The 26,196-nt window shown below is 72.1% G+C and carries 26 protein-coding genes; 15 read left to right on the top strand and 11 right to left on the bottom strand.

The window, feature by feature from the left end:
• Window positions 1–263: 263 nt before the first annotated feature.
• From ACSURM_RS01750 to ACSURM_RS01780, 7 genes are all read left to right on the top strand, one after another.
• Entirely contained in the window at window positions 264–842 is a 579-nt protein-coding gene (locus tag ACSURM_RS01750; protein ID WP_436952749.1) for a TetR/AcrR family transcriptional regulator, read from the top strand.
• Between the two features lie 182 nt (window positions 843–1,024).
• Window positions 1,025–1,540: a lytic polysaccharide monooxygenase auxiliary activity family 9 protein gene (locus ACSURM_RS01755; protein WP_189997031.1), complete on the top strand. Its 516-nt coding sequence runs from the start codon at window positions 1,025–1,027 to the stop codon at window positions 1,538–1,540.
• A gap of 513 nt (window positions 1,541–2,053) precedes the next feature.
• Window positions 2,054–2,836: a calcium-binding protein gene (locus ACSURM_RS01760; RefSeq protein ID WP_436952751.1), complete on the top strand. Its 783-nt coding sequence runs from the start codon at window positions 2,054–2,056 to the stop codon at window positions 2,834–2,836.
• Window positions 2,837–3,180: 344 nt separating this feature from the next.
• Window positions 3,181–3,669 carry a sortase gene (locus tag ACSURM_RS01765; protein ID WP_436952753.1) on the top strand — a complete coding sequence of 163 codons (489 nt, stop codon included), beginning with the start codon at window positions 3,181–3,183 and terminating at the stop codon, window positions 3,667–3,669.
• Window positions 3,670–3,758: 89 nt separating this feature from the next.
• Window positions 3,759–4,358 carry a class F sortase gene (locus tag ACSURM_RS01770; protein WP_436952755.1) on the top strand — a complete coding sequence of 200 codons (600 nt, stop codon included), beginning with the start codon at window positions 3,759–3,761 and terminating at the stop codon, window positions 4,356–4,358.
• Between the two features lie 244 nt (window positions 4,359–4,602).
• On the top strand, window positions 4,603–5,247 hold the full coding sequence (locus ACSURM_RS01775; protein WP_436952757.1) for an HD domain-containing protein: 645 nt from the start codon (window positions 4,603–4,605) through the stop codon (window positions 5,245–5,247).
• A 23-nt stretch (window positions 5,248–5,270) separates the two neighbouring features.
• Window positions 5,271–6,221: a GlxA family transcriptional regulator gene (locus tag ACSURM_RS01780; RefSeq protein ID WP_436960881.1), complete on the top strand. Its 951-nt coding sequence runs from the start codon at window positions 5,271–5,273 to the stop codon at window positions 6,219–6,221.
• Window positions 6,222–6,352: 131 nt separating this feature from the next.
• On the opposite strand, the gene ACSURM_RS01785 is transcribed toward ACSURM_RS01780, so the two are convergent.
• Window positions 6,353–7,015 (bottom strand): TetR/AcrR family transcriptional regulator, encoded by a 663-nt coding sequence (locus ACSURM_RS01785; RefSeq protein WP_436952759.1) that lies wholly within the window; start codon window positions 7,013–7,015, stop codon window positions 6,353–6,355.
• A gap of 131 nt (window positions 7,016–7,146) precedes the next feature.
• Here ACSURM_RS01785 and ACSURM_RS01790 point away from each other — a divergent pair, with 131 nt between their 5' ends.
• From ACSURM_RS01790 to ACSURM_RS01800, 3 genes are all read left to right on the top strand, one after another.
• Entirely contained in the window at window positions 7,147–8,109 is a 963-nt protein-coding gene (locus ACSURM_RS01790) for an alpha/beta hydrolase (RefSeq protein ID WP_436952761.1), read from the top strand.
• Between the two features lie 181 nt (window positions 8,110–8,290).
• Complete coding sequence (locus ACSURM_RS01795) at window positions 8,291–9,103, top strand: phytanoyl-CoA dioxygenase family protein (protein ID WP_436952763.1); 813 nt, start codon at window positions 8,291–8,293, stop codon at window positions 9,101–9,103.
• Between the two features lie 28 nt (window positions 9,104–9,131).
• Complete coding sequence (locus tag ACSURM_RS01800) at window positions 9,132–9,998, top strand: AraC family transcriptional regulator (RefSeq protein WP_436952765.1); 867 nt, start codon at window positions 9,132–9,134, stop codon at window positions 9,996–9,998.
• Window positions 9,999–10,089: 91 nt separating this feature from the next.
• On the opposite strand, the gene ACSURM_RS01805 is transcribed toward ACSURM_RS01800, so the two are convergent.
• Window positions 10,090–10,758, bottom strand: a complete 669-nt coding sequence (locus tag ACSURM_RS01805; protein WP_436960883.1) for a methyltransferase domain-containing protein — start codon at window positions 10,756–10,758, stop codon at window positions 10,090–10,092.
• A 224-nt stretch (window positions 10,759–10,982) separates the two neighbouring features.
• Here ACSURM_RS01805 and ACSURM_RS01810 point away from each other — a divergent pair, with 224 nt between their 5' ends.
• Entirely contained in the window at window positions 10,983–11,435 is a 453-nt protein-coding gene (locus ACSURM_RS01810; protein ID WP_436952767.1) for a phospholipase, read from the top strand.
• 149 nt (window positions 11,436–11,584) lie between these two features.
• Here ACSURM_RS01810 and ACSURM_RS01815 read toward each other — a convergent pair whose 3' ends face one another.
• The 3 genes from ACSURM_RS01815 to ACSURM_RS01825 all read right to left on the bottom strand — a co-directional run bounded on the left by ACSURM_RS01815 (window position 11,585) and on the right by ACSURM_RS01825 (window position 15,543).
• A complete protein-coding gene (locus ACSURM_RS01815; protein ID WP_436952769.1) occupies window positions 11,585–13,855 on the bottom strand; it encodes a tetratricopeptide repeat protein in 2,271 nt (756 codons plus the stop codon).
• Window positions 13,856–13,911: 56 nt separating this feature from the next.
• Entirely contained in the window at window positions 13,912–14,601 is a 690-nt protein-coding gene (locus tag ACSURM_RS01820) for a hypothetical protein (RefSeq protein ID WP_436952771.1), read from the bottom strand.
• Between the two features lie 210 nt (window positions 14,602–14,811).
• On the bottom strand, window positions 14,812–15,543 hold the full coding sequence (locus ACSURM_RS01825) for a hypothetical protein (protein ID WP_436952773.1): 732 nt from the start codon (window positions 15,541–15,543) through the stop codon (window positions 14,812–14,814).
• Between the two features lie 465 nt (window positions 15,544–16,008).
• On the opposite strand from ACSURM_RS01825, the gene ACSURM_RS01830 reads away from it, so the two are divergent.
• From ACSURM_RS01830 to ACSURM_RS01840, 3 genes are all read left to right on the top strand, one after another.
• Entirely contained in the window at window positions 16,009–16,614 is a 606-nt protein-coding gene (locus ACSURM_RS01830; protein WP_436952775.1) for a PRC-barrel domain-containing protein, read from the top strand.
• The gene (locus ACSURM_RS01835) at window positions 16,611–17,042 is read left to right on the top strand and encodes a PRC-barrel domain-containing protein (RefSeq protein WP_436952777.1); all 432 of its coding nucleotides are present in this window, start codon (window positions 16,611–16,613) and stop codon (window positions 17,040–17,042) included. Before ACSURM_RS01830 ends, ACSURM_RS01835 begins: the two co-directional genes overlap by 4 nt.
• 232 nt (window positions 17,043–17,274) lie before the next feature.
• Window positions 17,275–17,637, top strand: coding sequence for a hypothetical protein (locus ACSURM_RS01840; protein ID WP_436952779.1), 363 nt, complete (start codon window positions 17,275–17,277; stop codon window positions 17,635–17,637).
• 150 nt (window positions 17,638–17,787) lie between these two features.
• Here the strand turns inward: ACSURM_RS01840 and ACSURM_RS01845 are convergent, their stop codons facing one another.
• The 6 genes from ACSURM_RS01845 to ACSURM_RS01870 form a co-directional block, all read right to left on the bottom strand.
• Window positions 17,788–18,759 (bottom strand): alpha/beta hydrolase, encoded by a 972-nt coding sequence (locus ACSURM_RS01845; protein ID WP_436952781.1) that lies wholly within the window; start codon window positions 18,757–18,759, stop codon window positions 17,788–17,790.
• A 358-nt stretch (window positions 18,760–19,117) separates the two neighbouring features.
• The gene (locus tag ACSURM_RS01850) at window positions 19,118–19,798 is read right to left on the bottom strand and encodes a GNAT family N-acetyltransferase (RefSeq protein WP_436952783.1); all 681 of its coding nucleotides are present in this window, start codon (window positions 19,796–19,798) and stop codon (window positions 19,118–19,120) included.
• 115 nt (window positions 19,799–19,913) lie between these two features.
• Window positions 19,914–20,408, bottom strand: coding sequence for a cytochrome P450 (locus tag ACSURM_RS01855; protein WP_436952785.1), 495 nt, complete (start codon window positions 20,406–20,408; stop codon window positions 19,914–19,916).
• A 787-nt stretch (window positions 20,409–21,195) separates the two neighbouring features.
• A complete protein-coding gene (tpg, locus tag ACSURM_RS01860) occupies window positions 21,196–21,753 on the bottom strand; it encodes a telomere-protecting terminal protein Tpg (protein ID WP_436952787.1) in 558 nt (185 codons plus the stop codon).
• 3 nt (window positions 21,754–21,756) lie between these two features.
• Complete coding sequence (gene tap, locus ACSURM_RS01865; RefSeq protein ID WP_436952789.1) at window positions 21,757–24,105, bottom strand: telomere-associated protein Tap; 2,349 nt, start codon at window positions 24,103–24,105, stop codon at window positions 21,757–21,759.
• A gap of 120 nt (window positions 24,106–24,225) precedes the next feature.
• Window positions 24,226–25,542 carry a cytochrome P450 gene (locus ACSURM_RS01870; RefSeq protein WP_436952791.1) on the bottom strand — a complete coding sequence of 439 codons (1,317 nt, stop codon included), beginning with the start codon at window positions 25,540–25,542 and terminating at the stop codon, window positions 24,226–24,228.
• Window positions 25,543–25,646: 104 nt separating this feature from the next.
• Here ACSURM_RS01870 and ACSURM_RS01875 point away from each other — a divergent pair, with 104 nt between their 5' ends.
• The gene (locus tag ACSURM_RS01875; protein ID WP_436952793.1) at window positions 25,647–26,171 is read left to right on the top strand and encodes an AAA family ATPase; all 525 of its coding nucleotides are present in this window, start codon (window positions 25,647–25,649) and stop codon (window positions 26,169–26,171) included.
• Window positions 26,172–26,196: the final 25 nt, after the last annotated feature.

The raw sequence follows: 26,196 nt of genomic DNA on the forward strand, positions 1-26,196 counted from the left end.
TCTTTCGCGATTCAGGACAGACGGGTGAGCCGGCAGCCGGGATACGGGCAGCGGGTGGAACGCGTCGTACGGGGCCTGCGCCCGGGCGGGGCGAAGCGAAGGTATGGGGTGCTGGAGGCCGGTCAGTGCGGCCGGCGACTGCCACGGGGCCGTCTCCGCCGCTATGGTGGACGCGACCGGACAGCTGTCCGCTTGTCTGAAAACCTAACGGACAGCTGTCCGCTTAGCAAGGGCGAGGTTTGGCCACGCCTTGAGGAGGACGCGTGCCTCACCAGAGGGACTCATGCCGGCGCTCCGACGCCCAGCGCAACCGCGAGCGCATCCTGGAAGTGGCGGTCGCCGAGCTGTCGCGCTGCGCGGACGCCCCGCTGAGCGGGATCGCCAAGAAGGCCGGAGTGGGGCAGGGCACCTTCTACCGCAACTTCCCCAACCGTGAATCCCTGGTCCTCGAGATCTACCGCCACGAGATGCAGCAGGTCGCCGACAGCGCCCGGCACCTGCTGGACAGCCGCGCGCCCGACGAGGCCCTGCGCGCCTGGATGGACCGGCTGTCCGAGTTCGCCATGACCAAGGCCGGACTGGCCGACGCGATCCGGCAGGTGACGGGCGCGCCGGGCGGCCCCGCGAAGCCGTCCCCGATGCCCGTGGCCCGCGCGGCGGAACTGCTGCTCCGCGCCAACGAGGAAGCCGGCACCATTCGCCCCGGCGTCACCGCGGACGACTTCCTCCTCGCCATAGCCGGCCTGTGGCAGCTCGACCCGGGCGACGAATGGCGGCCGCGCGCCACGCGGCTTCTCGACCTGGTCATGGACGGACTGCGCGCACGGGCACGCCATCGGTGAGGTCCGCGCCACCGGCGATCGGGCTCAACTATCGCTTCCGAGGGCTAGTTTGGTCTAGACCAAGCAGGGTACGCTTCCGTCACTGCACATGGTCGTCCCCACGGCCACGGTGCCGTTGCTTGACATGCTCATGTTCGCCTGTGTCTTCGCATGGGCGGGCACGAACCCCCACAGGAGTCGTCATGAAGAGCAAGAAGATGCTGGCCGCCGCCATCGGCGCGGGGATCGCCCCGCTCCTGGCCGTGAGCCTGCCGGCCGGCAGCGCGAGCGCGCACGGCTACATTTCCACTCCCCCGAGCCGGCAGGCCCAGTGTGCCGCCGGCCTGGTCCCCTGCGGTTCCATCAAGTACGAGCCGCAGAGCGTTGAGGGCCCCAAGGGCCTGATGAGCTGCAGCGGAGGGAACGCCGCCTTCGCCGAGCTCGACAACGACAGCAAGGGCTGGAAGGTCACCCCGGTCAGCCGGACGACCAGCTTCAACTGGCGGCTGACGGCACGGCACGCCACCAGCACCTGGCAGTACTACGCGGGTGGCCGGAAGATCGCCGAGTTCAACGACGGTGGCGCCCGGCCGGGCGAGACCGTCACCCACCAGGTGAACTTCGGCAGCCTGACCGGCAAGCAGAAGGTGCTGGCCGTGTGGAACATCGCCGACACCGCCAACGCCTTCTACGCCTGCGTGGACGTGAACGTGAGCTGACGGGTGTGATGCCGGTGCCCCTCGGGAACTCGTGCCGGGGGGCAGCGGGGGCGGGGCCCCGGGGGAAGAACCGGGGCCCCGCCCCTGCCGGGGGACCGAGGGCTCCCCGGCAGGGGTCCAACAGCTCGCTCCGTAGATCAGCCGCAGGGACCGGAAAGCCCTCCCGCAGGGATCCGGGAACCCCGAGCGGAGCGGGGGAACCGCGGGCAGCGGGCCGCCGGTTGGACCGGGTTCTGAACAACCGGGCCTGGGCCGACCGGGACCACGGAGCGGCGGCTCCGGCAGCGCGGCGGTCCAGGAGCATGACGGGTCCGGCAGCGCGGTGATCCAGAGGCGTGGCGGGTCCGGCAGCGCGGTGATCCAGAGGCGTGGCGGGTCCGGCAGCGCGGCCGCGAGGGCCGTCACGAGGGGTGCCGCGCCGTCACGGCCACCCGCCGCCCAGTCCCCGCCGGACCCCACCCGCTCTCCCCCGCCGGGGGCCGAACCACCCGCTCCACATCGAGAAGAGGTCCCGTGAACAACGGACAACGCACCACCACCCGCACGGTCGCCGCGACCCTGCTCACCGCCGGCCTCGCCACCGGCATCGCCGCCGCCCCGGCTGCCGCCGCCCCCGCCCGGACGGAGGCCCGGGTCGGCGCCGACTGGACGACCCAGTCGATCGTGTTCACCGCCGCCCCGGAACAGGCCAACGACCTCCATGTGTTCCCCATGGATACCGGTGCCGGTGTCCGGCAGGTCGGCTTCCGCGACGCGGTCCCGCTCGCACCCGGCGACCACTGTGCGTACCTCGACCCCGGGGACCACACCTTCGTCGTCTGCGAACTGCCCACCGGCAGCCCCCGCCCGGACAGGATCGACATCTTCCTCGGCGACCAGGACGACACGATCGCCACCAGCGACCCCGGGGTCGCCACCGTCCGCGGCGGGCCCGGCGACGACGAACTGCACGCCCACTCCGCGCACACGGTCCGGGGTGACGCGGGGGACGACATGGTCATGGGACGCGCGGTCCTGGACGGCGGCGACGGCATGGACCACCTGATGGGCGACGACGGCGACCAGCGGCTGTGGGGTGGCCGGGGCAACGACATGATCGAGGCGTACGAGGGTGCGGACACCGTCTACGCCGGCCCGGGCGACGATCACGCCATGGGCGGGGACGGCCATGACATCGTCCTCGGCGGCCCCGGCGACGACACGCTGTCCGGCGAGGGCGGCGACGACCTGGTCAGCGGCGGACCCGGGAAGGACACCGTCGACGGCGGCCCGGGCCGGGACGTCGTCCTCCGGTAGGACCACCCGCCCCCTCGCCCGCTACGCGTCCACGTGGGTGACGACGCCCGCGCGCGGGAAGGTCACGCCGCTCCCGGCGCGGCCGTCCGAGGCGCACCCGCACCGGGCGGGACAGACGGTCGGCTTCACCGTTATGGGGACGGGGTGGCGGGTGACGCCCGACGCCGGTCTTCGCGGCGGTGACCTGCGCAAGCGATCAAGCGGAACTCCTCTCGCACCTGAACGAGTGACATATGTCGTGATGCGTCGGGTTGCGGGACTGACGGACTGTCGGTTGCCTCGTGAGCGGAACACACGAGAGGTACCGCGCAGACAGGCGAGGCCCTGTCCGTTGGAGGATTCGCATGCGTTACACACACATGGGTGCAAGTGTCGTCCTGGCGCTCGGTGCCCTGGGACTACAGGTCCCGGCCGCTGCCGCCGCTGACGGCTCGGACATCCGTATCAATCCCTGGAATGCCTCACCGGGTTCCACGGTCACGGTCAGTACGAGCGCCTGCGACCCTGACTCGGACTACGGCAAGGGCACATCGGAGGCAGGAGGGGACTTCCACCTCTTCGCAGGCGACGAGGAGGGCGTGCTCACCGGTGAGTTCCAGATCCCGGAAGGCACCGAGCCGGGCAGTGACACCGTCACCCTGAAGTGCCCTCCGCTGACCAAGGTCACGGGGACGTACCAGATCACCGGCCCCTCTCCCGAAGGCTCGGTGGACGCCGGTTTCGGGCCGGCCGACGACTCCGGCACGGGGCTCGCCCTGGGCGGTGGACTGCTCTTCACGGCCGCCGCCGGTGCCATCTGGTTGTACCGCCGCCCGAACGCCGACAGAACCTGACGACACCGCACCCGCCGTCCAGAGAAGGCCCCACCGCGATGGCACCCGGACACCAGACCCGCCCTCCCAGGGGCCCGATCCTCCCCGCTGTGGTGCCCCTGGGCTGGGCGATGGCGGCAGGCGCGGTGCTGCTGATCAGCGGGACGCATGACGAGGAGCCGCCGCGGCCTCCGTCGGGTCATGCCTTCTCGGCCTCCGCGGACCCCGCTCCCCCGGCGGTCCGTCCGCTGCCGCCCGCGGATCCGGTCCGGCTCCGGATCGCCGCCATCGGCGTGAACGCCCCGATGACCCGAGTGGGCCTCGACGCGGCAGGCGCGCTACGGCCCCCACCCCCTGGCGAACCCGGCCTGACCGGCTGGTACGGGGACGGCATCGCTCCCGGCTCCGCGGGCACCGCCGTCGTCACCGGGCACGTGGACACACCCGCCGGCGAACCCGGTGTCTTCTACGACCTCGGCACCCTGACCGAGGGCGCCACCATCGAGATCAGCAGGGCGGACCAGAGGATGGCGGTGTTCGCCGTCCGCGCCGTCGAGCTCTACGACAAGAAGCGGTTCCCCAGCGAGAAGGTCTACGGCGGTTCCGGCCGGCCCGAGCTCCGGCTGATCACCTGCGGCGGCGGCTACGCCAGGGGCACCGGCTACCTGGGCAACGTAGTGGTCTACGCGACGCTGACCGCGGTGAGGTAGGCGATCCGGCGTGGCGTCCCCGTCGCCGCGTGCCTCCCGCTCCCGCACGACCCCGTCGGCGCGTGCTCCCCGCACGACCCCGTCGCCGCTCGACCGAGTGCCCCGGACCCGGGCCCGGCACCGCACCGGTGTCCGGATCCGTGGGATGCCTGTCCATAGGGACATGGTGCCGCCCGGCCGCGCGGACAAGACTGAGGTCACTGCGGGAACCCGCGCGTACGCCTGGCAGACATGGGGTGGGAAGATGACGCACGAAACGCTGGTCGCCGGAGTCGGTGTGCCGGACACGAGGCTTGCCCGGGAGGCGACCGAGCTGGTGCGGGACGAGACGAGCGAGCTGATCTATCACCACTCGCGCCGGGTGTACCTGTTCGGCGCTCTCCAGGGCCGTCGGCGCGGCCTCGACTTCGACCCGGAACTCCTGTACATCGGCGCCATGTTCCACGACCTGGGCATCGGCCGGCGCTTCCACGACAGCGGTCGGCGCTTCGAGGTCGACGGGGCGGAGGCGGCCCGCCGGTTCCTGCGGGAGCACGAGGTGCCCGAGGACGGCGTCCGCCGCGTGTGGACGGCGATCGCCCTGCACACCACGCCCGGCGTCCCGGAGTTCATGGAACCGGAGGTCGCGCTGGTCACCGCCGGTGTCGAGTACGACGTACTGGGCATCGGCTACGGCGACATCGCCCCCGCCGACCGCGCCGCCGTACTCGCCCTGCACCCCCGCCCCGACTTCAAGCGGCGGATCCTGGAAGCCTTCACCCAGGGCATCCGCCCCAAGCCGGAGACGACCTTCGGCAACATCAAAGCCGATGTCCTGGAGCACTATGTGCCGGGGTTCGAGCGGGGCGACTTCGTGCGGGCGGTCCTCGATTCGCCGTGGCCGGAGTGAGCGACCGGCGGCCACGGCAGGTCGTGGTGATCCTGGCCTTTCCCGGCGTCCAGTTGCTGGACGTGGCCGGACCCGCCGAGGTCTTCACGACGGCGAACGCCTACGGGGCCCGGTACGACGTGCGGATCGTGTCCGCCGCTCCCGGCCCGGTGGCCACCTCCGCCCCCGTCCGGCTGGACGCCGACACCGACCGGCGGGAACTTCCGGAACAACTGGGCACGTTGCTGGTGCCGGGGCGGCGGGAGTGGCGCGAGGCCGTCGGCGACCCGGCGCTGGTGGCCATGACCAAGGATCTGGCCGGCCGTGCCCGCCGCGTGGCCTCGGTGTGCGCCGGTGCGTTCATGCTGGCCGAGGCCGGTCTGCTCCACGGGCGGCGGGCCGCCACGCACTGGCGCCTGGCCCCCGAACTGGCGCTCCGCTACCCCGATGTCACCGTGGAGAGCGACGCCCTGTTCGTCCGCGACGGTCATGTGATCACCTCCGCCGGAGTGACGGCGGGCATCGACCTCTCCCTCGCCCTGGTGGAGCAGGATCACGGTCCCGAAGTGGCGCGGGAGGTCGCACGGGAACTCGTGGTCTTCATGGCGCGACCGGGCGGGCAGTCCCAGTTCAGCGCGCGCCTGACCCTGCGGGAGTCCACGCATCCCGTCGTCCGGCGGGTCATGGACCTCATCGGCGCGGATCCCGGCGCGGACCACGACCTGACCGCGCTGGCGCGCGGCGCGGGGGTGAGCGTACGCCACCTCAACCGGCTGTTCCGGACGCACGTCGGGACGACGGTCGGACGCTATACGGAGGCGATTCGCCTCGAAGCGGCACAGGCTCTGCTGGAGTCGGGCACCGAGCCCGTGGACACCGTCGCGGCCCGCGCCGGTTTCGGCTCCGCCGAGGCGATGCGACGGGCCTTCCAGAACGCACTGGGCATCTCACCGACCGTCTACCGCGCCCGCTTCCGCACGACGACCCCCGCATGAGACCGACACACCCGGCCAAGGCCGACAGCGCCGTACGGACACAGCAGGGACCGAACGCGGGTACGCCGTGATCCACGTCTTCGGCATGAGGCCGGAGAAGCAGTAGAGGCTCGGCGAGGACCTCGGGCGGTTCACCCGGAACCGGGGATCCCGGCCTCGATGTGGGCGAGTTGGGCGGCGAGGAGCTCTTCGAAAGCCGCGCGGCGGTCGGCGCCGAGGGGACGGACGTCTCGGGCGAAGTGGGCCAGTGTGGGGAAACGTTCGGGATCGGCGCCGAGCACGGCCACGCGGAACTGCTCCATGCCCTGTTCGTACTCCTCAGGGCTGATGGTGCTGACGCCGGCCTCGGAGGAGATCAGCGCGACGAGGAGGACGACGATGCGGTGGTAGCGCGCCGGAACCTCCTCGTCGGCCAGACCGGAGGTACGCAGGGCCTGCAGCAGCTCCTCCATGACCAACCGGGACCCCGTCCCGCCGGACCCGTAGCGCGCCCAGACGGCGGCGAGTTGGGGTTGCTCACCGAATGCCTCACGCAGGCGCACACCCAAGGCGGTGATGCGCTGCTTCCAGTCGCCCTCGGGACGATAGCCGTCCATGGCGGCCAGCAGGATCCGGTCGGCGACCGCGCGCAGCAGTTCCGTCTTGTTGCGGAAGTGCCGGTAGAGGCTGGAGGAGTCGGTCCCGAGCGCCGCGGCGAGCTTGCGGACGCTGAACGACTCGGCGTCGCCCGTGCGCAGCAGTTTCGCCGCCGTGTCCAGGATCTCCTCGGTCGACCATCGCCTTCTGCCAGTCATCCCGCCCCTTTCGTCAACTCACAGCTTAACCTGTGCACTTGGCGTTGCACGCACCGCGTGCATAATGAGGACGACGCACTGTCCGACCGCAACGACACATCCGGCACCGCGCCGGGTGGGAAGAAGGCGACATGAGCGAGATCCCTACCGCCGTACGGCCGCCGGAGCCGGACTTCTCCACGCTCACGGCCGAGGGACTACGCGCCTACCGCGACGCGGAGAACCGCTTCCGGGCCTCCGCTTCGGCGCGGGCGATCCTCGGTGAGCCGGATCCCGGCGCCGCGATCACCTGGGAGAAGATCGCGCTGCCCGGCCGCGACTTACCGGTCCGGGTCTACCGGCCGGCTCCGACCGAGGATGACGACACCGCGCCCCGCACCGGCCTGCCCCTCGTGGTCCATGTCCATGGAGGCGGCTTCGTGGGCACGGCGGTGCAGTGCGACTGGACCAACAGCCACCTCGCCGTTCGGCTGCCCGCGCTCGTCGTCTCGGTCGAGCACCGCCTTCTCGCCCCGGACAGCCCGCTCGTCGACGCGGCCGACGATGGCTGGGACGTGCTCCAGCACACGGTGCGGCATGCCGCGCGGTGGGGCGCGGACCCGGCGCGCACGGCCGTCTTCGGCGAGAGCTGCGGCGGGCTGATCAGCGCGCTGACGGCCGTCCGGGCCAGAGAGGCCGGCCTGGCGCTCGCGGCGCAGGTGCTGGTCAACCCCGTAGTCGACGTGACCGAGACGATGTTCGACCATCCCTCGATCGCCGAGTACGCGTACACCCCGACCCGGGCCCTGCCGCTCCTGCGGTTCCTCCAGCGGCTCGCCGTCCCGCCGGGAACCGACGCCAGGGCGGTCTCACCGCTGTACACACACGACCTGAGCGGGCTCGCCCCGGCGCTCGTCGTGGTGCCCACCCAGGACGCGGTCGCCGACCACGGCCGTCGCTACGCCGAACGGCTGCGCGCGGCCGGCACCACCGTACGGCTCTCCGAATACCCGGGCGCCAAGCACGCGTTCCTCACCTTGCCCGGCGTGGAACCACAGGCCGAATCCGCCCAGGCCGAGATCCTCGAGTTCCTCCGCACGGCCCTGGTGGCGTGACGAGCCCGGCCTCGGTGACATCGACGCCGGATCACGCGGGCGGAGTACTCGCGGGTGTGCTGGACCGCCAGTGGCCGGAGTGGTGCTCCGCGGCACCTCGGCGTGAGTGACGGCCGCATCCGACAAAGGTGGTGCGGGAATTGTCGGGTGGTCGGGGCCGGTGCAGCCGCACGATGGGGGCATGGATGACACGACCCTGATCTCCCGCTTCCTCCGCGACGGCTTCGTCAAGCTCGAGGGTGCCGTCGCGCCGCGCGTGGCCGCGGACTGCGCGCGGCTGCTGTGGCGGGAGACGGGCTGCGACCCGGACGACCCGGCGACATGGACGCGGCCCGTGCACTGGGTGGCCGGCATGGCGCAGGGGCCGTTCGCCGCCGCGCCCAACTCCCCCGCCCTGCACCGCGCGTATGACCTGCTCGTCGGCGCGGGACGCTGGGAGCCGCGCTACTCACTGGGCACGTTCCCGCTGCGCTTCCCGCACGAGGAGGAGCCCGACGACGCGGGCTGGCACATCGAGGGCGGCTATCTGCCGGAGGGCGAGAGCTGGTACTTCACCGATCTCCGTTCCCGGGGCCGGGCGCTGCTGATGCTGTTCCTGTTCAGCGAGGTCGGTGCGGAGGACGCCCCGACCCGGATCCGGGTCGGCTCACACCTCGACGTGCCGAAGGTGCTGGAGAAGTACGGGGAAGAGGGGGCGAGCGGGCTGGCTCTCGCCCCCGAACTGGTGGCGGTGTCCGAACACCGGCCGCTCGCCCTCGCCACCGGGTCCCCGGGTGACGTCTTCCTGTGTCATCCGTTCCTGGTGCACGCGGCGCAACCGCACCATGGGGTGCGGCCGCGCTTCATGGCCCAGCCGCCGCTGATGCCGGCCGCGCCGTACGAACTGGAGCGGGCCGACGGCGCGTACTCTCCCGTGGAGATCGCGATCCGCCGGGGCCTGGGGCACGCCACCCCGGGCCCGGACGGGGACGGCACCGACCTCGACGCCGAGTAGTCCACCCCTTGAAGGAAGGAGACCGGGCGTGCTGGAGCGGCTCAATCAGGCTCTGGAGTACATCGAACGCCATCTCGACCGCGAGATCGAGGGACAGGAGCTGGCACGCGTCGCCGGCACCTCGGAGTACCACCTGCGCCGGATCTTCTCCGCGCTCGCGGGCATACCGCTGTCGGAGTACATCCGGCGCCGTCGGCTCACCCTGGCGGCAGCCGAAGTCCTCGCGGCTCGGGAGACGTTGCTGACGATCGCGGTGCGCTACGGCTACGGCTCCGGGGAGGCGTTCGCGCGGGCGTTCCGCGCCATGCACGGCATCGGGCCGGGCGAGGCCCGCCGTACCGGCGCCGCGCTCGACTCCCAGGCCAGGATGGCCTTCCGCCTCACCGTCGAGGGCCGAAGCAGTATGCGGTACCGCGTCGTGGACAAGGCGGACTTCAGCGTCGTCGGGCTCAAGACCCGGATACCGCTGGTGCATGCCGGGCCGAACCGGGCTATCGCGGATTTCGTCCGGGGAATCGCCCCGCAGACCCTGACCCTCCTGGAGGAACTGTCGGACCAGGAGCCGCGCGGCATCCTGGCGGTCTGCGACGGCCTGGACCCCGGCCGGGCCGAGAACACCGAACTCGACTACTACCACGGCGTGATCACCTCCGCCGCCGCGCCCGCGGGTACGGCCACGCTGAAGGTGCCAGCCGGCACCTGGGCCGTCTTCACGGCCTCCGGTCCGGTGCCACAGGCCATCCAGGAGCTGTGGCGGGACGTGTTCACCGAGTGGTTCCCGTCGAACCCGTACCGCGGCCGCCCCGGCCCCGAGATCCTGCGTACCCGCCTGTCACCGGAGAAGACCGAGGCCGACGCCGAACTGTGGCTCCCGGTGGAGCCCGAACACGGCTGACCACAACGGGCACTCTTCGGCGGCCCGGACCGCTCGCTACGGACGGCGGCCTCCATAGCCCAAGTGCCTGTGCGCCTCCCGGGACCGAGCGTCAATCGGGGCTCTTGGCCATGACGACCACACCCGGCCCGCTGTACTCCTCGGCGGGGAGCCGGAGTTCGGCGACCGGGCGCAGGCCGGCCCGCTCGATCAGGTCGACGAGTTCCTCTGGTCGCCACAGGTGTGTCGTCCAACGAACGGGTACGCCCCCGTAAGCCTCGGTACGCACCGCGTCCTCGTCACCGACGTGCGTCGCGGTGATGAAGTGCCCGCCCGGCTTCAACGCGCGCGCGAACAGGGCGAGTACCTGAGGAAGCACATCACGGGGAAGGTTGAACAGCGACCACCACCCGAGCACGCCACCCAGGGAGGCTGCGTCGAGGTCGAGGTCGGTGACGGAGGCGACGCTGAAGCGGCATCGCGGATGAAGGCGGCGCGCGTTCTCGATCATGCGCGGAGAGAGGTCCACCCCCGACACATCGAGTCCGCGTTCGGCAAGGTAGGCGGTCACCGTTCCGGGTCCGCAGCCGACATCGAGGACGGGGCCGCGTCCGCTCACGGTGTCGGCGAAGGCATCGATCGACGCCTTGAGCCACGGATGGCGCCGGATGTCGCCGACTCCCGTGTTCACCACCATGTCGGCGTAGTTGTCGGCCACCCGGTCGTAGGACTCGCGTACCACATCGAGGTCGGCCGGGCGGTGGACAGGGTGTGCGCTCATCCGCCAACGATACTGCCGGGCAACCGACTTGGTGTCGGCGGTGCGGTAGTCGCCAAGACGTTGTTCACGGTCCGGCGTCTCCGGCGGATGGTGGACGATCATGTGTATTCAGCCAAGATTCAGCGGTTCAAGGCAACCCCGTTGTCCCTACGTAGTGTTGAGGCTTCAAATAATTGTCATGTACCTGCGGCTCATGGTGAGCCGCAGTCTCATGGAGGTGTGAAATGCGCCGAAGACTGTCCGTCGGCCTGGCCGCGTCGGCTCTCGCCGTGATCACCACCGTCGGCGGAGCCACCGCCGCCGACGCCGCTCCTGCCGACAAGTCCCAGGTCCTGGCGAGCTGGACCCAGACCAGTGCGTCGAGCTACAACGTCTGGGTGGCCGCCCGGGCCAATCAGGCCGCCTGGTCCGCGTACGGGTTCGACTGGTCGACCGATTACTGTTCCTCCTCGCCGGACAACCCGTTCGGCTTCCCCTTCGCCACGTCCTGCGCCCGCCATGACTTCGGCTACCGCAACTACAAGGCCGCCGGCACCTTCAGCGCCAACAAGTCGCGGCTCGACAGCGCCCTCTACGAGGACCTCAAGCGCGTCTGCGCCGGCTACTCCGGCGCCACGAAGACCGCGTGCACCAGCACGGCATGGACCTACTACCAGGCGGTCAAGGCGCTCGGCTGAGCCGGGCGGCGGCTTCGCACCAGGTGGGCGAGGGGCGCTCGGCGGCCGCTTCACCGCATGGAGGTCGTCTCCCGGCGTTGCGGGCGGTCGAGCGCACCTTCGGCATGCCCGTACAGCGCCGCCGTCTCATCCGGGACGGGAGCGCCCTGTCAGCCCGCCGCCCGCAACCGTGCCGCCGCACTCGCGGCCCGCTGTCGCGCTCGTGGCGAGCCGGATGCCTCGGCCAGTGCGACGAGGCGCCGGACGGCCTCCTCCCACGCCGGACGGTACGCACTGTCGTGCGCGGTGAGACGCCGGTATGCCTCGGCCGCCAGGGAGCACACCTCCACGGCGGCCCCCGGATCGGGCTCGTACGCGCCCCCGGCACCGGCCAGTTGCTCCGCGACCTGGCGCATCCCCCCGGCCAGAGCCTCCACCCGGCCGACCGGGACGCCCTCGATCTCCAGCGCGACGTACGCCCAGCGCAGGCACTCCGCGAGGTCGCCGCGTTCGTTCAGGTACAGCTCGCACAGCCCGAACACGGAGTCCACGTGGCCGGCCCCGGCGGCGAGGGTCCACCAGCCGAGCGCGGCGTCGTGGTCGCCCCGCTCCCGGTGCAGCAGCCCGAGGTGGTGGGCGGCGTACACCTCGCCGGACTCCGCCGCCCCGCCGACCCGGTAGGTGGTCCCCGCCTCCGGCCCGGAAGGTGTCCTCGCGACGGCCCGGCCAGGCGTGCCGAGGCGCTCGGCGGCGCGTTCCCACAGCCGTTCCCCTTCTCCGGCCCGCCCGTCGCGTACCAGCAGCAGCCCCAGGTAGAAGGCGCCCTCCGCGCTGCCCGCATCGGCCGCCGTGCGCCACCAGCGCTCCGCTCCGGCACGGTCGCCGGCTTCATGGCAGCGGAGGCCGACATGCACGGCCGCCTGGACGTCACCCGCCCCGGCGGCCCGCGTGAACAGTTCGCCGGCCTCCCGGTGCCGGCCCTGCCGCTGGTAGAGGACCGCAAGGTTCTGGTCCGCGTTCGGGACGTCCCGCTTGCCGGCGAGCCGCCACAGCTCCTCGGCCTGCGCCTCGTCCCCCCGCTTCTCCCGTACGACGCCGAGGCCCACGGCCGCCGCCCAGTCGCCCGCGTCCATCCCCCGGCGGTACCAGCGTTCGGCCGCGTCGAGATCGCCGCGCAGCATGGCCAGCACACCGAGGTTGTTGTACGCGGCCGGGACACGGCGGGCGGCGGCCCGCTCGTACCAGCGCGCCGCCCCGTCCAGGTCCCCCCGGTCCCGTACGAGCCCGGCCAGCAGGTAGGCGGCCTGTCCGCTGCCCGCCTCCGCCGCCGACCGGTAGGCGTCGGCGGCGCGGGTCAGGGCGGCGGCACGCCGGATGGCCTCGGCGGCACCGGGCGGCTCGGGATCCGGGTCGGGACGCGACGGCATCACCAGCACTCCCCGGCCGTCCCGCGAGGTGTGGGCCACCACCTCGAACGTGCCGTCCGTCTCCGAGGCGGCGCGCCGTCCCTCCGGGTCCCCGGGGTCGTAGTGGTCGGGGTGGAGCGCGTGCACGGGCGCGGGCGTCGGTGCGGCGTCGGGTCCGAAGCGCGTCAGGCCCGTGGTGGCGGTGACCGTGAGGTCCCACCAGGGCCGCCAGACGCGTCCCGCGCACATGATCTCCGCCGTCAGCCGCCATCGCACCCACCGCCCGTCGTCCGTCACGGGCGCGCAGGTGAGGATGGCGCTCGTACCCGGCGCGGCGGTCAGGGGCAGGGCGGAGCCCGCTGCGGTTTCCGCCAGTACGGGCGCGGGTGAGGCATCCAGGAGGACCGCGACGTCGGGACCGCGCAGGCGCCGATAGGCGCGGACCGCGCGCTGGACGGACTCCAGCAGGTCGGCGCTCATGACCAGGTCGGGCATCCGCGTCCGGGCCAGCGAGACACCGTCCGCGCGCAGCGGCAGACGGTCCGTCACCTCGGCCCGCAGCGACCGCAGTACGACCTCTTCCGCGCCCGTCGCCGTGAGGGTGAGGAGGAGATTGTGCCCGGTCAGCGGGATGTGCACCGCGTCCGGGTGGCCCAGCAGCCCGGGAGAGGCGAGGTGCGCGACCTGGCTGTGGACGGCGGCCCGTACGGTGAACGGCGCGTCGTCCGCCAATCCCCGTACGGGGGCGGGGCGGACGGGCCGCGTCATCTCGTAGACCGACCGCCCCGGCGCGACGGGCGCGCCATCCGCCCGGCTCTCCGTCCGCGGTGTGCGTGCGGTGGAGTTCCGTCCGTCATCGGCGGTCGTTTCGGGGAACTCCGCTGTGTGGCCCATCGGGTCCGTCGCCGAGCCGCGCCGGTTCCGGCCGTGCCGGGTGAGGGCCGTCAGCCCGGAGAGAGCCGCTACGGCGGCCACCGCGGCGTAAGGCACCCAGGCGCGCACGTCCGTGGCGGCGAGGACGGCGCCGCCGGCCACCGCGGGAAGTACCGTTCGCAGGAGGGCCGCGCCGCCACGGCGCCGGTACGACCTCATCAGGTGCCGCTCGGCAGGCGGGCCGCGGTGCGGAACGCGTGGCCCTGGAGGTCGATACGGGTGCTGCCCTGGCGGCCCGCGGAGGTCCAGTCGAGCCACAGCACCCATCGCACGAGGCCGCGGTCGGTGCTGACGAGGAGGTTGAGGGCCTCGGACTCGTCGGTGACGATCCGGTAGGGGAAGTCGCTCCCCGCGAGGGCGCGGACCTGCGGCGGGTCGGAGTCTAGGAGGACCTCGAACCGCCGCACCGGCAGCTCGGCCGCGTGCCGGGCGAGATCGCCGGATGCCTCCTCGCGGGACAGCACCTCCGCCCGCAGTCCCGTGAGTACCACGGCCGAGGGCGCCGTCGTGGTCACGATGATCCGGACGGTGTGCCCGGCGGCCGGAACGTCGACGACGCCGTCCCCGAGGTCGAGCGTGACGTAGTCGTGGTCCCTGACCTGCACGGTCACGGCCAGCGGGTCGGCGTCCGTCAGTTCCCGTGCGGCCCGGCGCCGAGCCAGGGCCTCCTGGAGTTGCTGGGGGGCCTGCTGGCCGAGGTAGGCGGCCGCGGCGGCCGCCACGACACCGGCGGCCCAGGCCAGCGCCTGCCCGGGGTCCCACAGCAGCGCGGCGCCCGCGACCGCGGCCACCGCCCCGCCGGCCCCGCCCCACACCAGGGCGCGGCGCCGCCTGTCGGCTCTCGGCATGTGTCCCCCGTTCCGCCCGTAGCCGCCGCGCACCCGGCTCGACGCGCTCCGCGTCAAATGCGTGGCGTGGCTCACATGATAGTCAACGGGCCCTCAGGGCATGCCAGTTGGGAAGTGGAGGCATCGACAAGCTGCCTGGCGACGGCGGCCGGAGCCCTCAAGGTCTCAGGGTGATCAACTCACCCACTTCGAGCGGGCGGTGGCCGGTGCTCAGGAAACCGTCTTGTCCGCCTTGGTGCCGTCGATGACCTTTCCGGCCGGCGGCGGTGTCGCCTTGACCGGCTTGCCGTAGTCCGAGAAGACGACGGTGCCCGGGCTCTTTCCGCCCGACTGGTCCAGCTTGAGAATGTACGGCTTTCCCTCGGTCGCGACGTACATGGTGATGCTTTCGCCGCTCCCCTTCTTCTTCCTCAGCTCGATCGCCTTCCGGCCGTCCACGGTGATGACGTCGCCCTTCGTCATTCCCTTGCGTTCGGACTTGTCGCTGTCCAGGTCGGCCAGGAATCCCTGTTTGTCACACAGTCCCGTCGTACGGGAATCACCGACCGGCACCTTCACCCAGCGGCCGCTCAGCTCCCGGGCCTGCTTCTCGCCGCCTGCCGAGTCCTGTGCGGCTCCGGCCCAGAACCTCTCGTCGCCCTTGATGTAGGTCGTCTGGCCGGTGTGGATGACGTCGGCCGAACCGCTGTCCGTCGCCAGCCTGCCCTGGCAGTTCTTCTGGGTGTCGACGCGGAAGTCGACCGTCAGGGGCTTGCCTTGCGCGGACAGCTTCCCAGCCATGTGCAGCGAGGTGGCGTTCCGGGTGGCGGTCACCGCCTTGGCGGCCACCTGGTCCGCGCTCTGCCCCTCGAACGGCTGGTCCGACGATCCGTCATCGGAGCAACCCGCTATACCGAGGGCGGTCGTCGCGCAGATCACGGACGCGACTAACGTGCGACTCACAGACATGAAGAGCCCTTCCGGATATCGCTGCCACTTTTTTGTCGATCGGCCGCCGCCGTCCCGTCCCGTCGGCGGCCGTCGTGGCACCCCGGTTTCCCCGGGATACTGGAATAGTCGCTTCCCCTTTCAGTTCCCTTACGACTCCGAGAAGTTGACGATCACTTTCGGACTCCCGGGCCGACTCCCCCGGTGGATCGGGTCCGCCGGTTCCGGCCACCCGTCGTACGGAAGGCTTGCGGAACCGTACGGCGGGCAACCGGATAGCCCAGGGACCGCCGGACAGGACGACGGCTGGACGAAGAAGGAACCGAGGAGGCCGGTGATGGTGTGGTGGGGCTGGGTGATCTTGTTGATCGCGGTGGCGGGGTTGCTCGTCGCGGCGGCCGTGGCGGTCCAGGCCAGGCGTCGCAGCGGGACGGTGATCGCGGTGCGTTCGGACCGCGGGGCCGGCCGGGAGGGTTCGCGGTGATTCCCCTCGTACTCGCCTCCGAACTGACCAAGCGGGTGGTGGTGACGCTGGGCGGCGAGGCCGTCGCCCAGATCAGGGACACCGTCTTCGACGCCCGCGCGGGCCGCATCACCGGCTTCACGCTGAGCGGGCGCGGTCTGCTGGCCGGTCCCCTCAAGGAGAGCCTGCCCTTCTCGGCAGTGCACGCCATCGGCCCGTCCGCCGTGATGATCACCGGCGAGACCGCGCTGGAGCAGCGGGAGCTGGCCGTGGGAGCGGACGGCGCCGGCCACGGCGAGGTCATCGGCGCGCCCGTGCTCACCGACCAGGGCACGGAGATCGGCACGGTTGTGGATGTCGTGATCGAGACCGGCGTCAGCGGACGTGTGGTCGGTTTCGAGATCGCCACCGACGAGAACATGGACCGCCACCGGCGCAAGGCGTTCATCCCGCGCGGAGAGACGCTGGCCGTCTCCGGGCGGGCCCTGGTGGTCCCCGCGCACGCCCGTCACTTCATCGCCGACGACCTGCCCAGCTTCAGCGCACAGGTCGAGGCGTTCCGCGCACACACCGCACAGCAGTACCCGGACAGCCCCGCGACCGGAGCAGGAGGACCGGCATGATGATGTTCACGCAGGTCCAGGGCCTGCCGGTGATCACCGCCGACGAGGCCGAACCGCTCGGGCGGGTGGAGAGCCTGACCATCGACGCGCACACGAGCGGCATCGCCTGTCTGCGCCTGTCCGGAGCCCCGAAGCACGTCACGGCCATCGCGTGGCACGCGGTGGAGGGGATGGGACGGGACGCCGTCATCGTGCGCTCCCGTGCCGCCGTCGATCCCGGGCAGGGCAGCCTCCCCCCTCACCAAGAGGCCCTCGGCCGCCGGGTCCTGACGGAACACGGCGCCGCGCACGGAACGGTCAAGGACATCGCCTTCGACAACACGACCGGACGCGTCCTGACGCTGTACACCGCCCTCGGCGACATCCCCGGGGACCGCCTCCTCGGCGTCGGCTCCTACGCGGTCGTCGTACGCGCCGAACCCTCCTGACGTCCGGGGCACGGCGGGCCTGCGCGAGTACGCGAATACACGGCAAACCGGTCGTGGACCCGGGGCGCCGGGCGCGAAGAGCCGTACCGGGCGGCCGATCCGCGGCCGCGCTCCCGGTTCCCCCCTTCCGGGTGTTTGGTCCTGTACGTGGCCTTTCTCGGCGGGTGACGGGGCAGGCTGGCGCTCGCGAGGGGCCCTGGCTGTCAGGGTCCCGCGAGCGCTGAGGAGCGGGATGCGCGCGAAGAAAGCACTCGGAGCCGGTGCGGTGGTGCTGGCCCTCGTGTCGGGGATCGGCTGGGCGCAGGCGGCGGACAGTCAGGCGCCGGCCAAGCCCAAGTCGGCGGCCGCGGCGGCGGTCGACGGGTATCAGATCGTGCGGCTGCCGAACGCGGACGTGCCGAACTTCCAGCGGCGCACGGTGCGCTGCCCGTCCGGGAAGGTCGTCATCGGCGGCGGCGCGGAGGCGCAGGGCAACGACGCGATCCTCGTCGGCTCGTTCCCCACGGAGGGCGGAGACGGCTGGATCGGCCTCGGCCGTCAGACCAGGTACAGCACCGTCGGCATCTCGGTGTACGCGATCTGCGCCTACCGCTGACCCGCCGGCCGACCCCTCTTTGCCGCGCCCCTCCGGTTCTTCCCCGGAGGGGCGCGGTGCTGCGCCAGGACGAAGGGCGTCCGGGAACCGCTCGCTGTCACCCTTGCCGAACTTCCGCGACGACAGGGGCTGTTGACGGCCTGGGGTGTCCTAGCCGTCGTGAAGGGCCGTGCGCAGTGCGTCCACGGCGAGCTTGCGGGCCACGTTGGCGGCGCGGGTGTCGCGCAGGCTGTCCAGGAGGAGGAAGTCGTGGACCATCCCCGCCACGCGGACGGAGGTCACGTCCACGCCCGCCTCGCGCAGCTTGTTGGCGTACTGCTCGCCCTCGTCGCGCAGGACGTCGGCCTCGTCGGTGATGACCAGGGTGGTGGGCAGGCCCTCGAGCTGGTCCAGGGAGGCCTGGAGCGGGGCGGCGTACACCTCCGTGCGCCGGCTCGGCTCCGTGTACTGGTCCCAGAACCACTTCATGCCGTCGCGGGTGAGGTAGTAGCCCTCGGCGAACTGGAGGTAGGACGGGGTGTCGAAGTCGGCGTTCGTCACGGGGTAGAGCAGGACCTGCGCCTTGAGGTCGATCCCGCCGCGCTCCTTGTTCATCAGCGCGAACACCGCCGACATGCAGCCGCCCACCGACTCGCCGGTGACGGCGATCCGCGAGGTGTCCAGGCCGTGCTCCGCCCCGTGCTTCGAAACCCATTGCCCCACGGCGTAGTTCTGTTCGACCTGGGTGGGGTACTTCGCCTCGGGCGCGCGGTCGTAGACCGGGAAGACGCCCGCCGCCCCGGCGCCGACCGTGAGTTCGCGGAAGAGCCGGTCGTGCGTCTTGTCGTCGCCGAAGACCCACCCGGCGCCGTGGATGTAGAAGACCACCGGCAGCGGTCCCGACGATCCCTTGGGCCGGATGATGCGGGTACGGACCGTGCCCCACTCGCCCGCCTCCACGTCGACCCACTCCTCGTCGACCTCCGGGCGCGGCACGCCGAGGTCGCTCTGGAGGCCGAGCAGGATGTCACGGCCCTTCTCCGGGGGAACCTCGTAGATCCGCGGATGCGGGTCCGTCGCCTCACACAATTCCTTCGCGGCCGGTTCGAGATAGGGAGTGATCGGCGGAGGAAGATCAGTCATGTCCACTCCATGCTCACGAGCACGCGGGTGCCCTGTCCACGCGAGCCTCACCGGCCGCGGCTGTGGCGCATGCCTGCCCGGGGGCGGTCACGCCTGACTCCATCGTTCGCGGCCGGTCCTCCTGTCGCAACCCGGCCACGAAGCCGGGAAGACTCCACCGGGCGGGCGCGGCCCGGCGGTCGTCTCCCGGTGGGCGACGCCGCTGCCTCCGCGTACAGGCCGAACAGCGCCCGGGAATCCGACCGGGCCGGACCGTACGCCGTCGCCGAGACGGGCGCCCCGGGCGAGGGGCCCCTGATCAACGAGCCGGCCGCCGTGCGATCCGCGGCCCCGGCTCCGTGCGCACGATGGTTGAGGACTACCGCGCCGGTCCCGGCCTCGACCGGAAGTCTCCCGCTTCCCGGGCCGCGGCGCTCAGCGGAGCCACCACCTGCCAGCCCACGGCCTCGTACAGTGTCCGGCCTTCCTCGGTCGCACCCAGCACGGCCGCCCGCGCACCCTGACGGGTCGCGGCCTCGGCGAGCGTTCCCATCACCACGCGTCCGAGGCCCCGGCGCTGATGAGCCGGGTGCGTCTCCACCTGGTCGACCACGGCGGTCGGGCCGGTGACCGCGATCTGCCCGCGCGCGGCGAAGGATCCGTCGGCGGCGCGCACCACCGCCCGGGTGACGCCGGCCCGGTCCCAGTGGTGCAGCCGGTAGCCGTCGGGAAGGCGGGGCGGGGCGTCGACGGCGTCCAGCCGGGCGGCCATGAGGACCGCGTCGCCGGCCAGGAGGACCCAGCCCGGCGGCAGCCACGCCTTGAGGGTCTGCGCCGGCACGCACACCTTGAGAGGTATGCCGCAGGCCGCGGTGTTCTCGGCCAGCTTGCGGACGGTCGGCTCGTCGGCGGCGGTGACGACATGCCGGGCCACCTCCCTGGGCAGGCCCACCTCCACGGCGAACCCCCAGGGCTTGGGCGCGGGTTGGGCGGCACCGCGCGAGACGGCCCATCCCTCCACCCACGCGCGTAAAGCCTCCTCGGTGGTCTTGAAAGGCACAGCCGCCCCCCGACTTGGTAAGAGGTAAAGATCCCTACGGGGCATTACACCACGGAGGCGGGCACGCGGTCAGTACCGGGGGCGGTACGGCGCCGTAAGGGCCGGGGCCGATGGGCTACCAGGTGGCGGTGAGGGTGTGGGGCGCGCGCAGGGCGGTGTTGGTCGGCCAGGTGTCGGGGGTGGGGTGGGGCCTGGTCAGGGCGAGGGTGGGGCAGGCGTCGGCGAGGGCGGTGAGGGCGTGGTGGGTGAGGTGGCGGGCGTAAGGGGCGCCGGGGCAGTAGTGGATGCCGGCGCCGAAGGCGAGGGAAGGCGGCTGTACGGGACGGTCGGGACCGAAGACGTCGGCATCCCGCAGGCTGTGGTGTCCGTCGCGGGGCGCGGAGGCGAGGAGCAGCAGCAGACGGGAGCCGGCGGGGATGGGGGTGGCACCGAGGCGGGTGTCGCGGGTGGTGTTGCGCAACCAGCCGATCAAGGGCGGGTCGTGGAGGAGGGTTTCGTCTATGGCGTCGGACAGGCGGCTTGTGTGGTGGAGGGTGTGGAGGCGTGGTAATTGTTTGTAATCTCCGTCTGGATGTGGTGACCGAACAAGCCGGGAACGGTTGCCTTCCATGACCCACACTTCCGACAGCCACGCGGCCTACTTCGCCTTCCGTGACCTCCTTCTTGGTGAACTGCGCACCACCGTCCTGACGGGAGCAGTTGTGCGAAGCAGGACGACGCCTCATCTCCCCGAGGGCCTCTCGCTCTACGGCATCCCCGCCACCGGCATGGAGGCGGCCGGAATCCGCCTGCTGGGACGCACCACGATCGAGTGCTGTGTCGACGAGTACGCCGCTGCCGTCGCCGAGGCACTGACCGTGCTGCACGCCACCGTCGCCGACGGCGAAGGCGGCGACGGGGAGCCGCTGGTGCCGGACCTGTTCTGCGGGTCGGGGAACTTCAGCCACCACCTGGCCACCCGCCTCGGCGTCACGGTGCACGCCGCCGAGCTCGACCCGGCCGTGCACGACGCCACCGCCCACAATCTCACCCGCGTCGGCGCCCGCACGCGGCTGTACCTGAGCGACTACCGTGACCTGCTCGGCAAGCACCCCGCCCGCGGTCCCCGGGACACCTACTTCGTCGAACCGCCCTGGGGGCCCGCTTTCACCCCCGCCGGCCTCGCCCTGACCCGCACCTCACCGCCCGTTCCGGACATCCTCGACGCCATCCGCCGTGCCCGCGCGGGTCTGCCCTGCCTGGTCGCGATCAAGACCAACGACCACATCGCGCACGACTCCCTCGCCCGCTCCTTCGCCGGCCACCGGCACCTGCGCACCATCACCCCCGCCGCCACCCTCCCCCCACGGCGCCAACATGGACTTCCACATCTTCCGCCTCGACGGCGGGGGCGGCCGCTAGAGCTCGAACTCCACGCGCTCGACGTCGGTGAAGCGGACCTCCTCCAGCTGTCCGGCGCGGCGGCCGTCGTCCTGGAAGTAGACCTCCTTGAGCGCTTCGGCGGTGATCCGCCGGAGCTCCCGGTCGCCGGCGCCGGCCTCCTGGGCGCCGAACAGGCGGGCCGCGTGCCGCGGCGGCAGCGCCACGGTCAGGTGCCGGACGCGGTCGTCGTCGGTGGAGCCGATCGGCGCGGTGTAGCCGATCCGGGCGCGGGTGTCGATGACGATCCCGCCGGTGGTGGCCGCCCGCTGCCGCGCCCTGGCCCGGACCTGCGGCTGCCACCGCTTCTTCACCTCGCGGTCCATGCGCGCGGCGAGATCGGGGCGGGGCTTCTTGATCTGGTTCTTCACATACCGCTCGACGGTGCGCTGGGAGATGCCCAGCAACCGGGCGACCGCCCTGGTGCCCTTGAGCTGCTTGACCAGGTACCGCATCTGCGCGGGCGCGCTCTTGGGCGCCGGGCGGGTGAACGCCTTCTGCACCGCGGCCTCCAGACCGTCCCCGAACAAGGTCATCGCCTACTCCCCGTTGTCGGCGCCGGTGACGGTGCCGTCCTTGATGTACCGGGCGAGGTTGAGCGCGGGGGCGTCGAACCGCTCGCGGACCTCCTCGCCCCACAGGACGGTCTGGGTGCCCTCGTGCTTGACCAGTCCCGGATTGACGCCGAGCTTGAAGCCACCGGGCAGCGGCGTGCCGTCGCGGTAGGGCAGGAAGTCCAACGGGCTGGTGCCGTCGGCCGCGTAGACGACGCAGTCGGACAGGATCGCCACGGGGTACTGGCCGGTGAACGCCGCGTGCTTGACGATCTTGCGGTGCAGGTTGACCCGGGTGCGAGAGATGACGGCCGCGCGGATGTCCGGCCGCCACGTGGGCCGGGACAGCGCCCGCCACGGCCGGCCCGGCCGCCAGCCCTCCCCGCGCGGACGCTCGCGCAGCTTGCCGATACCACCCTTCACCGTGGCCTTGATCGCCGAGACGACGATCGCCATCTCCGGGTCACGCTCCCGGTAGCCGTCCATCGCCGCCAGGAAGTCGGCCGGCGCCATGTCCGTGCGCACGCCGAGATCGGCCATCGTGGCCAGGTAGGCATCGCGGAGCCGGTTGTACCAGCCGTCCAGGTAGCGGCCGTTGTCGTGACGGACGTACGCCTCGGCCGGCCGCACCTCGTAGCCCAGCTCCACCGCGTACGCGACCGTCGGCGTGGCGTACCAGGCCGGGCCCTCGGGTCGCTCGCCCGTCGGCGTGAACGGGCTGGGCAGCAACGAGCCGTCCAGGTCCGCCCACTTGTCCTTGCCGACCTTAACCCGGGACAGGTCGACGTGGGAGAGGTCCACCAGCCAGCTTCCCGGCAGCTTCGGATCGAACACCGGCCGCTTGACGTGCGTGGGGGCACCGAGACCGACGACCAGCCCGTTGGCGCCCGCCGCGAAGGCCATGTTGACGTCGATGCCGACCAGGTACCGGACCGTGCATTCGGCATCGGTCATCGGCCGGGCCCAGTCGTACGCCTCCTCGAACAGCTTCTCGCCGGGGCCGCGGACGTGGAAGCGCGGCAGGTCCGCCAGGAGCGGGTGGCCGTCGGGGACCTCGCACGGCGCCGGGTCCACCGGGTCCTTGCCCAGGCTGCCGGGGTTGTGCTCGGAGTGCCGCTTGCCCGTCGCGTCCGGCTGCGAGGCGCGGGTCGGCGGGTGCAGCGCGGTCATCAGCTCCAGGCCGGTCACGGCGGTGGAGCCGCGCGGGGTCATCACCCGGGACGCGTACACGCCCAGTACGCGGGCGAGTTCGGCCGGCGGGAGCTGTGCGGCGTTCCCCCAGTGCCGGGAGTCGAGTGCCTGCCAGGACGGCACGCACAGCTGCACGCATCGGCGGTCCGAGCCCTGTGCGGGGCGGTAGATCCTTGCCCACGGCCCGAGCCCGCGCTGGGTGAGCTGCCAGCCGGCACGGGTCAACTGCTTGACGACCTTGTGGCCTTCGGGGACACGGCCGGCGAGCCGCTCCTCGTCGGTGAGGGCGACGGGCAGGCCGTAGCGTTCCAGCGCGGTCTCGGTGAGCACGAGCAGCGGATCGGCGTCCTTGCCCGGCCCGGACAGCCTCGGCTGCCCGAGCCTGCCCTCGGTGAGCGTCCACTCCACCAGAGCCGGGAGGGACTTGGCGGGCACGTCCAGCACCAGGCCGCCGGTGCAGTACGCCAGGACCTGTCCGTCAGGATCGGCGTCAACCACCGCGAGCGGCCCGTTCTCGAACCGCTCATCGGTGCCGCCCGCCGGGTCACCGACGGGGCCGGCCTTCTTCGCACCCGCGCCGCCCGGGCGGCGCGCCGCCGGCGACGGCCTGCTGGTGCGCGCGGGGCGCGGCGCGACGGCCGGGGCGGGGACGGAGGCGGCGGGGCGGGCTTGAGGGTTCGCAGCGGTCGTCGTGGCGTCGGCGGTCGTCGTGGCCACAGCGGTAGTACTGGCCCCTGCGGTCCTCGTGGCGTCGGCGGTGGTCGTGGCCGCGGCCTGGGACGGCTGGCCTGGGGGCAAGGTCCGCGTCTCCGGTCCCCGGGTTCCCGGGCCGGTGAACGCCTCGGGCACCGCCGTGTCCGCCTCCGCCGTGCCGGTGCCGGTGCTGATGTCGGCCGGGGCGGGGGCCGGGTAGAGCTTGGCGAGTCCGTCGAGGAGACGTGCGTAGGCGTCGCGCTCCGGCGGACGGGGTTCGGTCTTGCCCGCCTCCCAGCCGCTCACCGTGGCCCGGCGCACGCGCAGCGCGGTGGCGACCTCGTCGATCGTCAGACCGTGGGCCTTGCGCAGGCGCCTGCGCTCCTCGGGCGGCGGCAACGAGGCGCGGGACGCCAGCAGCGCGTCGACCGCGTCGAACAACTCGGACATGGAGCACCTCCTGGCCCCACTCTATCCCCCGGGATCGAACGCATCGCGTACATCCGGCGTGCGGGCAGGGCTCTTTCCGCGTACGAACACGGGACGAGGCGCGGCCATCAGTCATCCGACTCAGGCCCGTGGATGCGCTGTCATCCAGATGCCGTCGCGTGCCCACAGCACGAAGCGTTCCGTCGGGGTCACTTCGTGCCCCGGTGCGGGGCTGAAGCGCAGGCGTTTGAGGAGGACGGCCAGGATCAGCTGGGCCTCGACCGTGGCCAGGGCGGCCCCCTCGCAGCCGCGCGGGCCGATACCGAAGGGGATGTAGGCGAGGCGGGGCCGCTCGGCGGCTTTCTCCGGGGTGAAACGTTCGGGGTCGAACCGGTGGGGATCGGGCCAGTACTCAGGGTTCAGGTGCACCGCCCAGAAGGGGTAGAACACGGTTGTCCCGGCGGGGACCTCGTACGGGCCCAGGGTGAGGTCTTCCGTCGTCTCGCGCGCGCCGTACGGGCCGGGCGGGAACAGACGCATCGACTCTTTGAGGACCATGTCGAGATACGGGAGCCGGCGCAGGTCGCCGTAGCCGGGTGCGGCGCGGTCGCCGAGGACCCGGTCCAGTTCGGCGGAGACACGGTCGGCCACGTCGGGGTGGCGGCCCAGCAGGTGGAGTGTCCAGGAGACGGCGACGCCGGTGGTGTGGTGGGCGGCGAGGAGTGTCACCATGACGGTGTCCCGGATGCGCGCCGGGCTCTGTCCGGCTTCGACGAGCGCCCCGATCAGGTCGCTGCGGTCGGTACGGCCGTCCGTGCGGTGCGCCGCCACCACGCGGTCGACCGTCGCGCGCAGATAGGCGAGCGCCGCGTCGGCTCGCCGTGCCGAGCGCGGATCGGCCCGCGGCGCCTGGTACAGCCGGCCGAGGTGCTCGGTGAGTACCTCTTCGAACGCGGTGACGACCCGGTCCGCGTCCGTGTCGGCGTCCGCGCCGCCGAGCGCGAACGCGCAGATCATGCGGAGCGAGAGGGCGGTCAATTCTTTTTGCAGCTCCACCGGTTCGCTTCCGGCGTGCGCGGCCCAGCGGTCCGCGAGTTCCGTCGCCAGGCCGGTGAAGCGTGCGAAGTGCCGCTCGTGGGCCGGGCGTCCGGCGAGCACGGAGAGCAGCAGGCGCCGCCAGGGCGTGTGTTCGTCGGCGGGGAGCACTTGCAGGTTGCCCGCCTCGCACAGCGGGTCCAGGAAGGTGAACAGTGCCTCGGGCCGCTTGTCGATGTGCGCCGTGGCCTCCAGGAGCACGGGGTCGGCGACCGACACGGCCTCGCCCACGCCCGGCAGCTGGAAGCGTACGACGGGTCCGTACGTGTCGTGCAGGCGCAAGGGGTAGCGGTGCAGTCCGCCGGCGGCCGCGACGGCGCGCAGTCCGCCGTCCTCCTCGTGGTGGGGGCCGGGAATGCGCATCTTCGTGCCTCCTGTCCGGGGTTGCCCGGAAGTCTGGTCCGGGCGCGCCCCGGTGTCACGTTCCCGCGGTTCCCCGGGTCCTCGCTGCGCTAGCGTCGGGTCCCGTGATCGTATGGCTCAACGGTACTCATGGCGTCGGCAAGACCACGACCAGTGCGCTCGTGCGGCAACTGATCCCTGATTCACGGGTGTTCGATGCCGAGAAGGTCGGCGAGACACTCATGGACATCACGCCGGGGCTGCCCGCCACGGACAACTTCCAGCACTGGCCGCCGTGGCGGCCGCTCGTGGTCGAGACCGCCCGCCGCGTCCTCGACTACACCGGCGGCACCTTGGTGGTGCCCATGACCGTCCTGGTCGAGCAGTACTGGCGCGAGATCAGCTCGGGCCTTGCCCGGCACGCCATTCCGGTACGGCACTTCGTCCTCCACGCCGATCAGGACACCCTCCGCGCGCGCATCGCGGGCGACATGGTTCTCGGTCCCGACTCCCCGTTCCGTCTGCGCCACCTCGCCCCCTACGCCGAGGCGGCCCGCGAATGGCTGCACGCCGAAGCCGAGGTCGTCGACACCACGCACCTCACACCGGCCCAAGCCGCCCTGCGGATCGCGGAGGCCGTCAAGAGCTGAGTACGGCCCCGCGCCCCGGACCCCC

Source organism: Streptomyces sp. SudanB182_2057 (assembly GCF_964272715.1).
Lineage (GTDB): Bacteria > Actinomycetota > Actinomycetes > Streptomycetales > Streptomycetaceae > Streptomyces > Streptomyces rubradiris.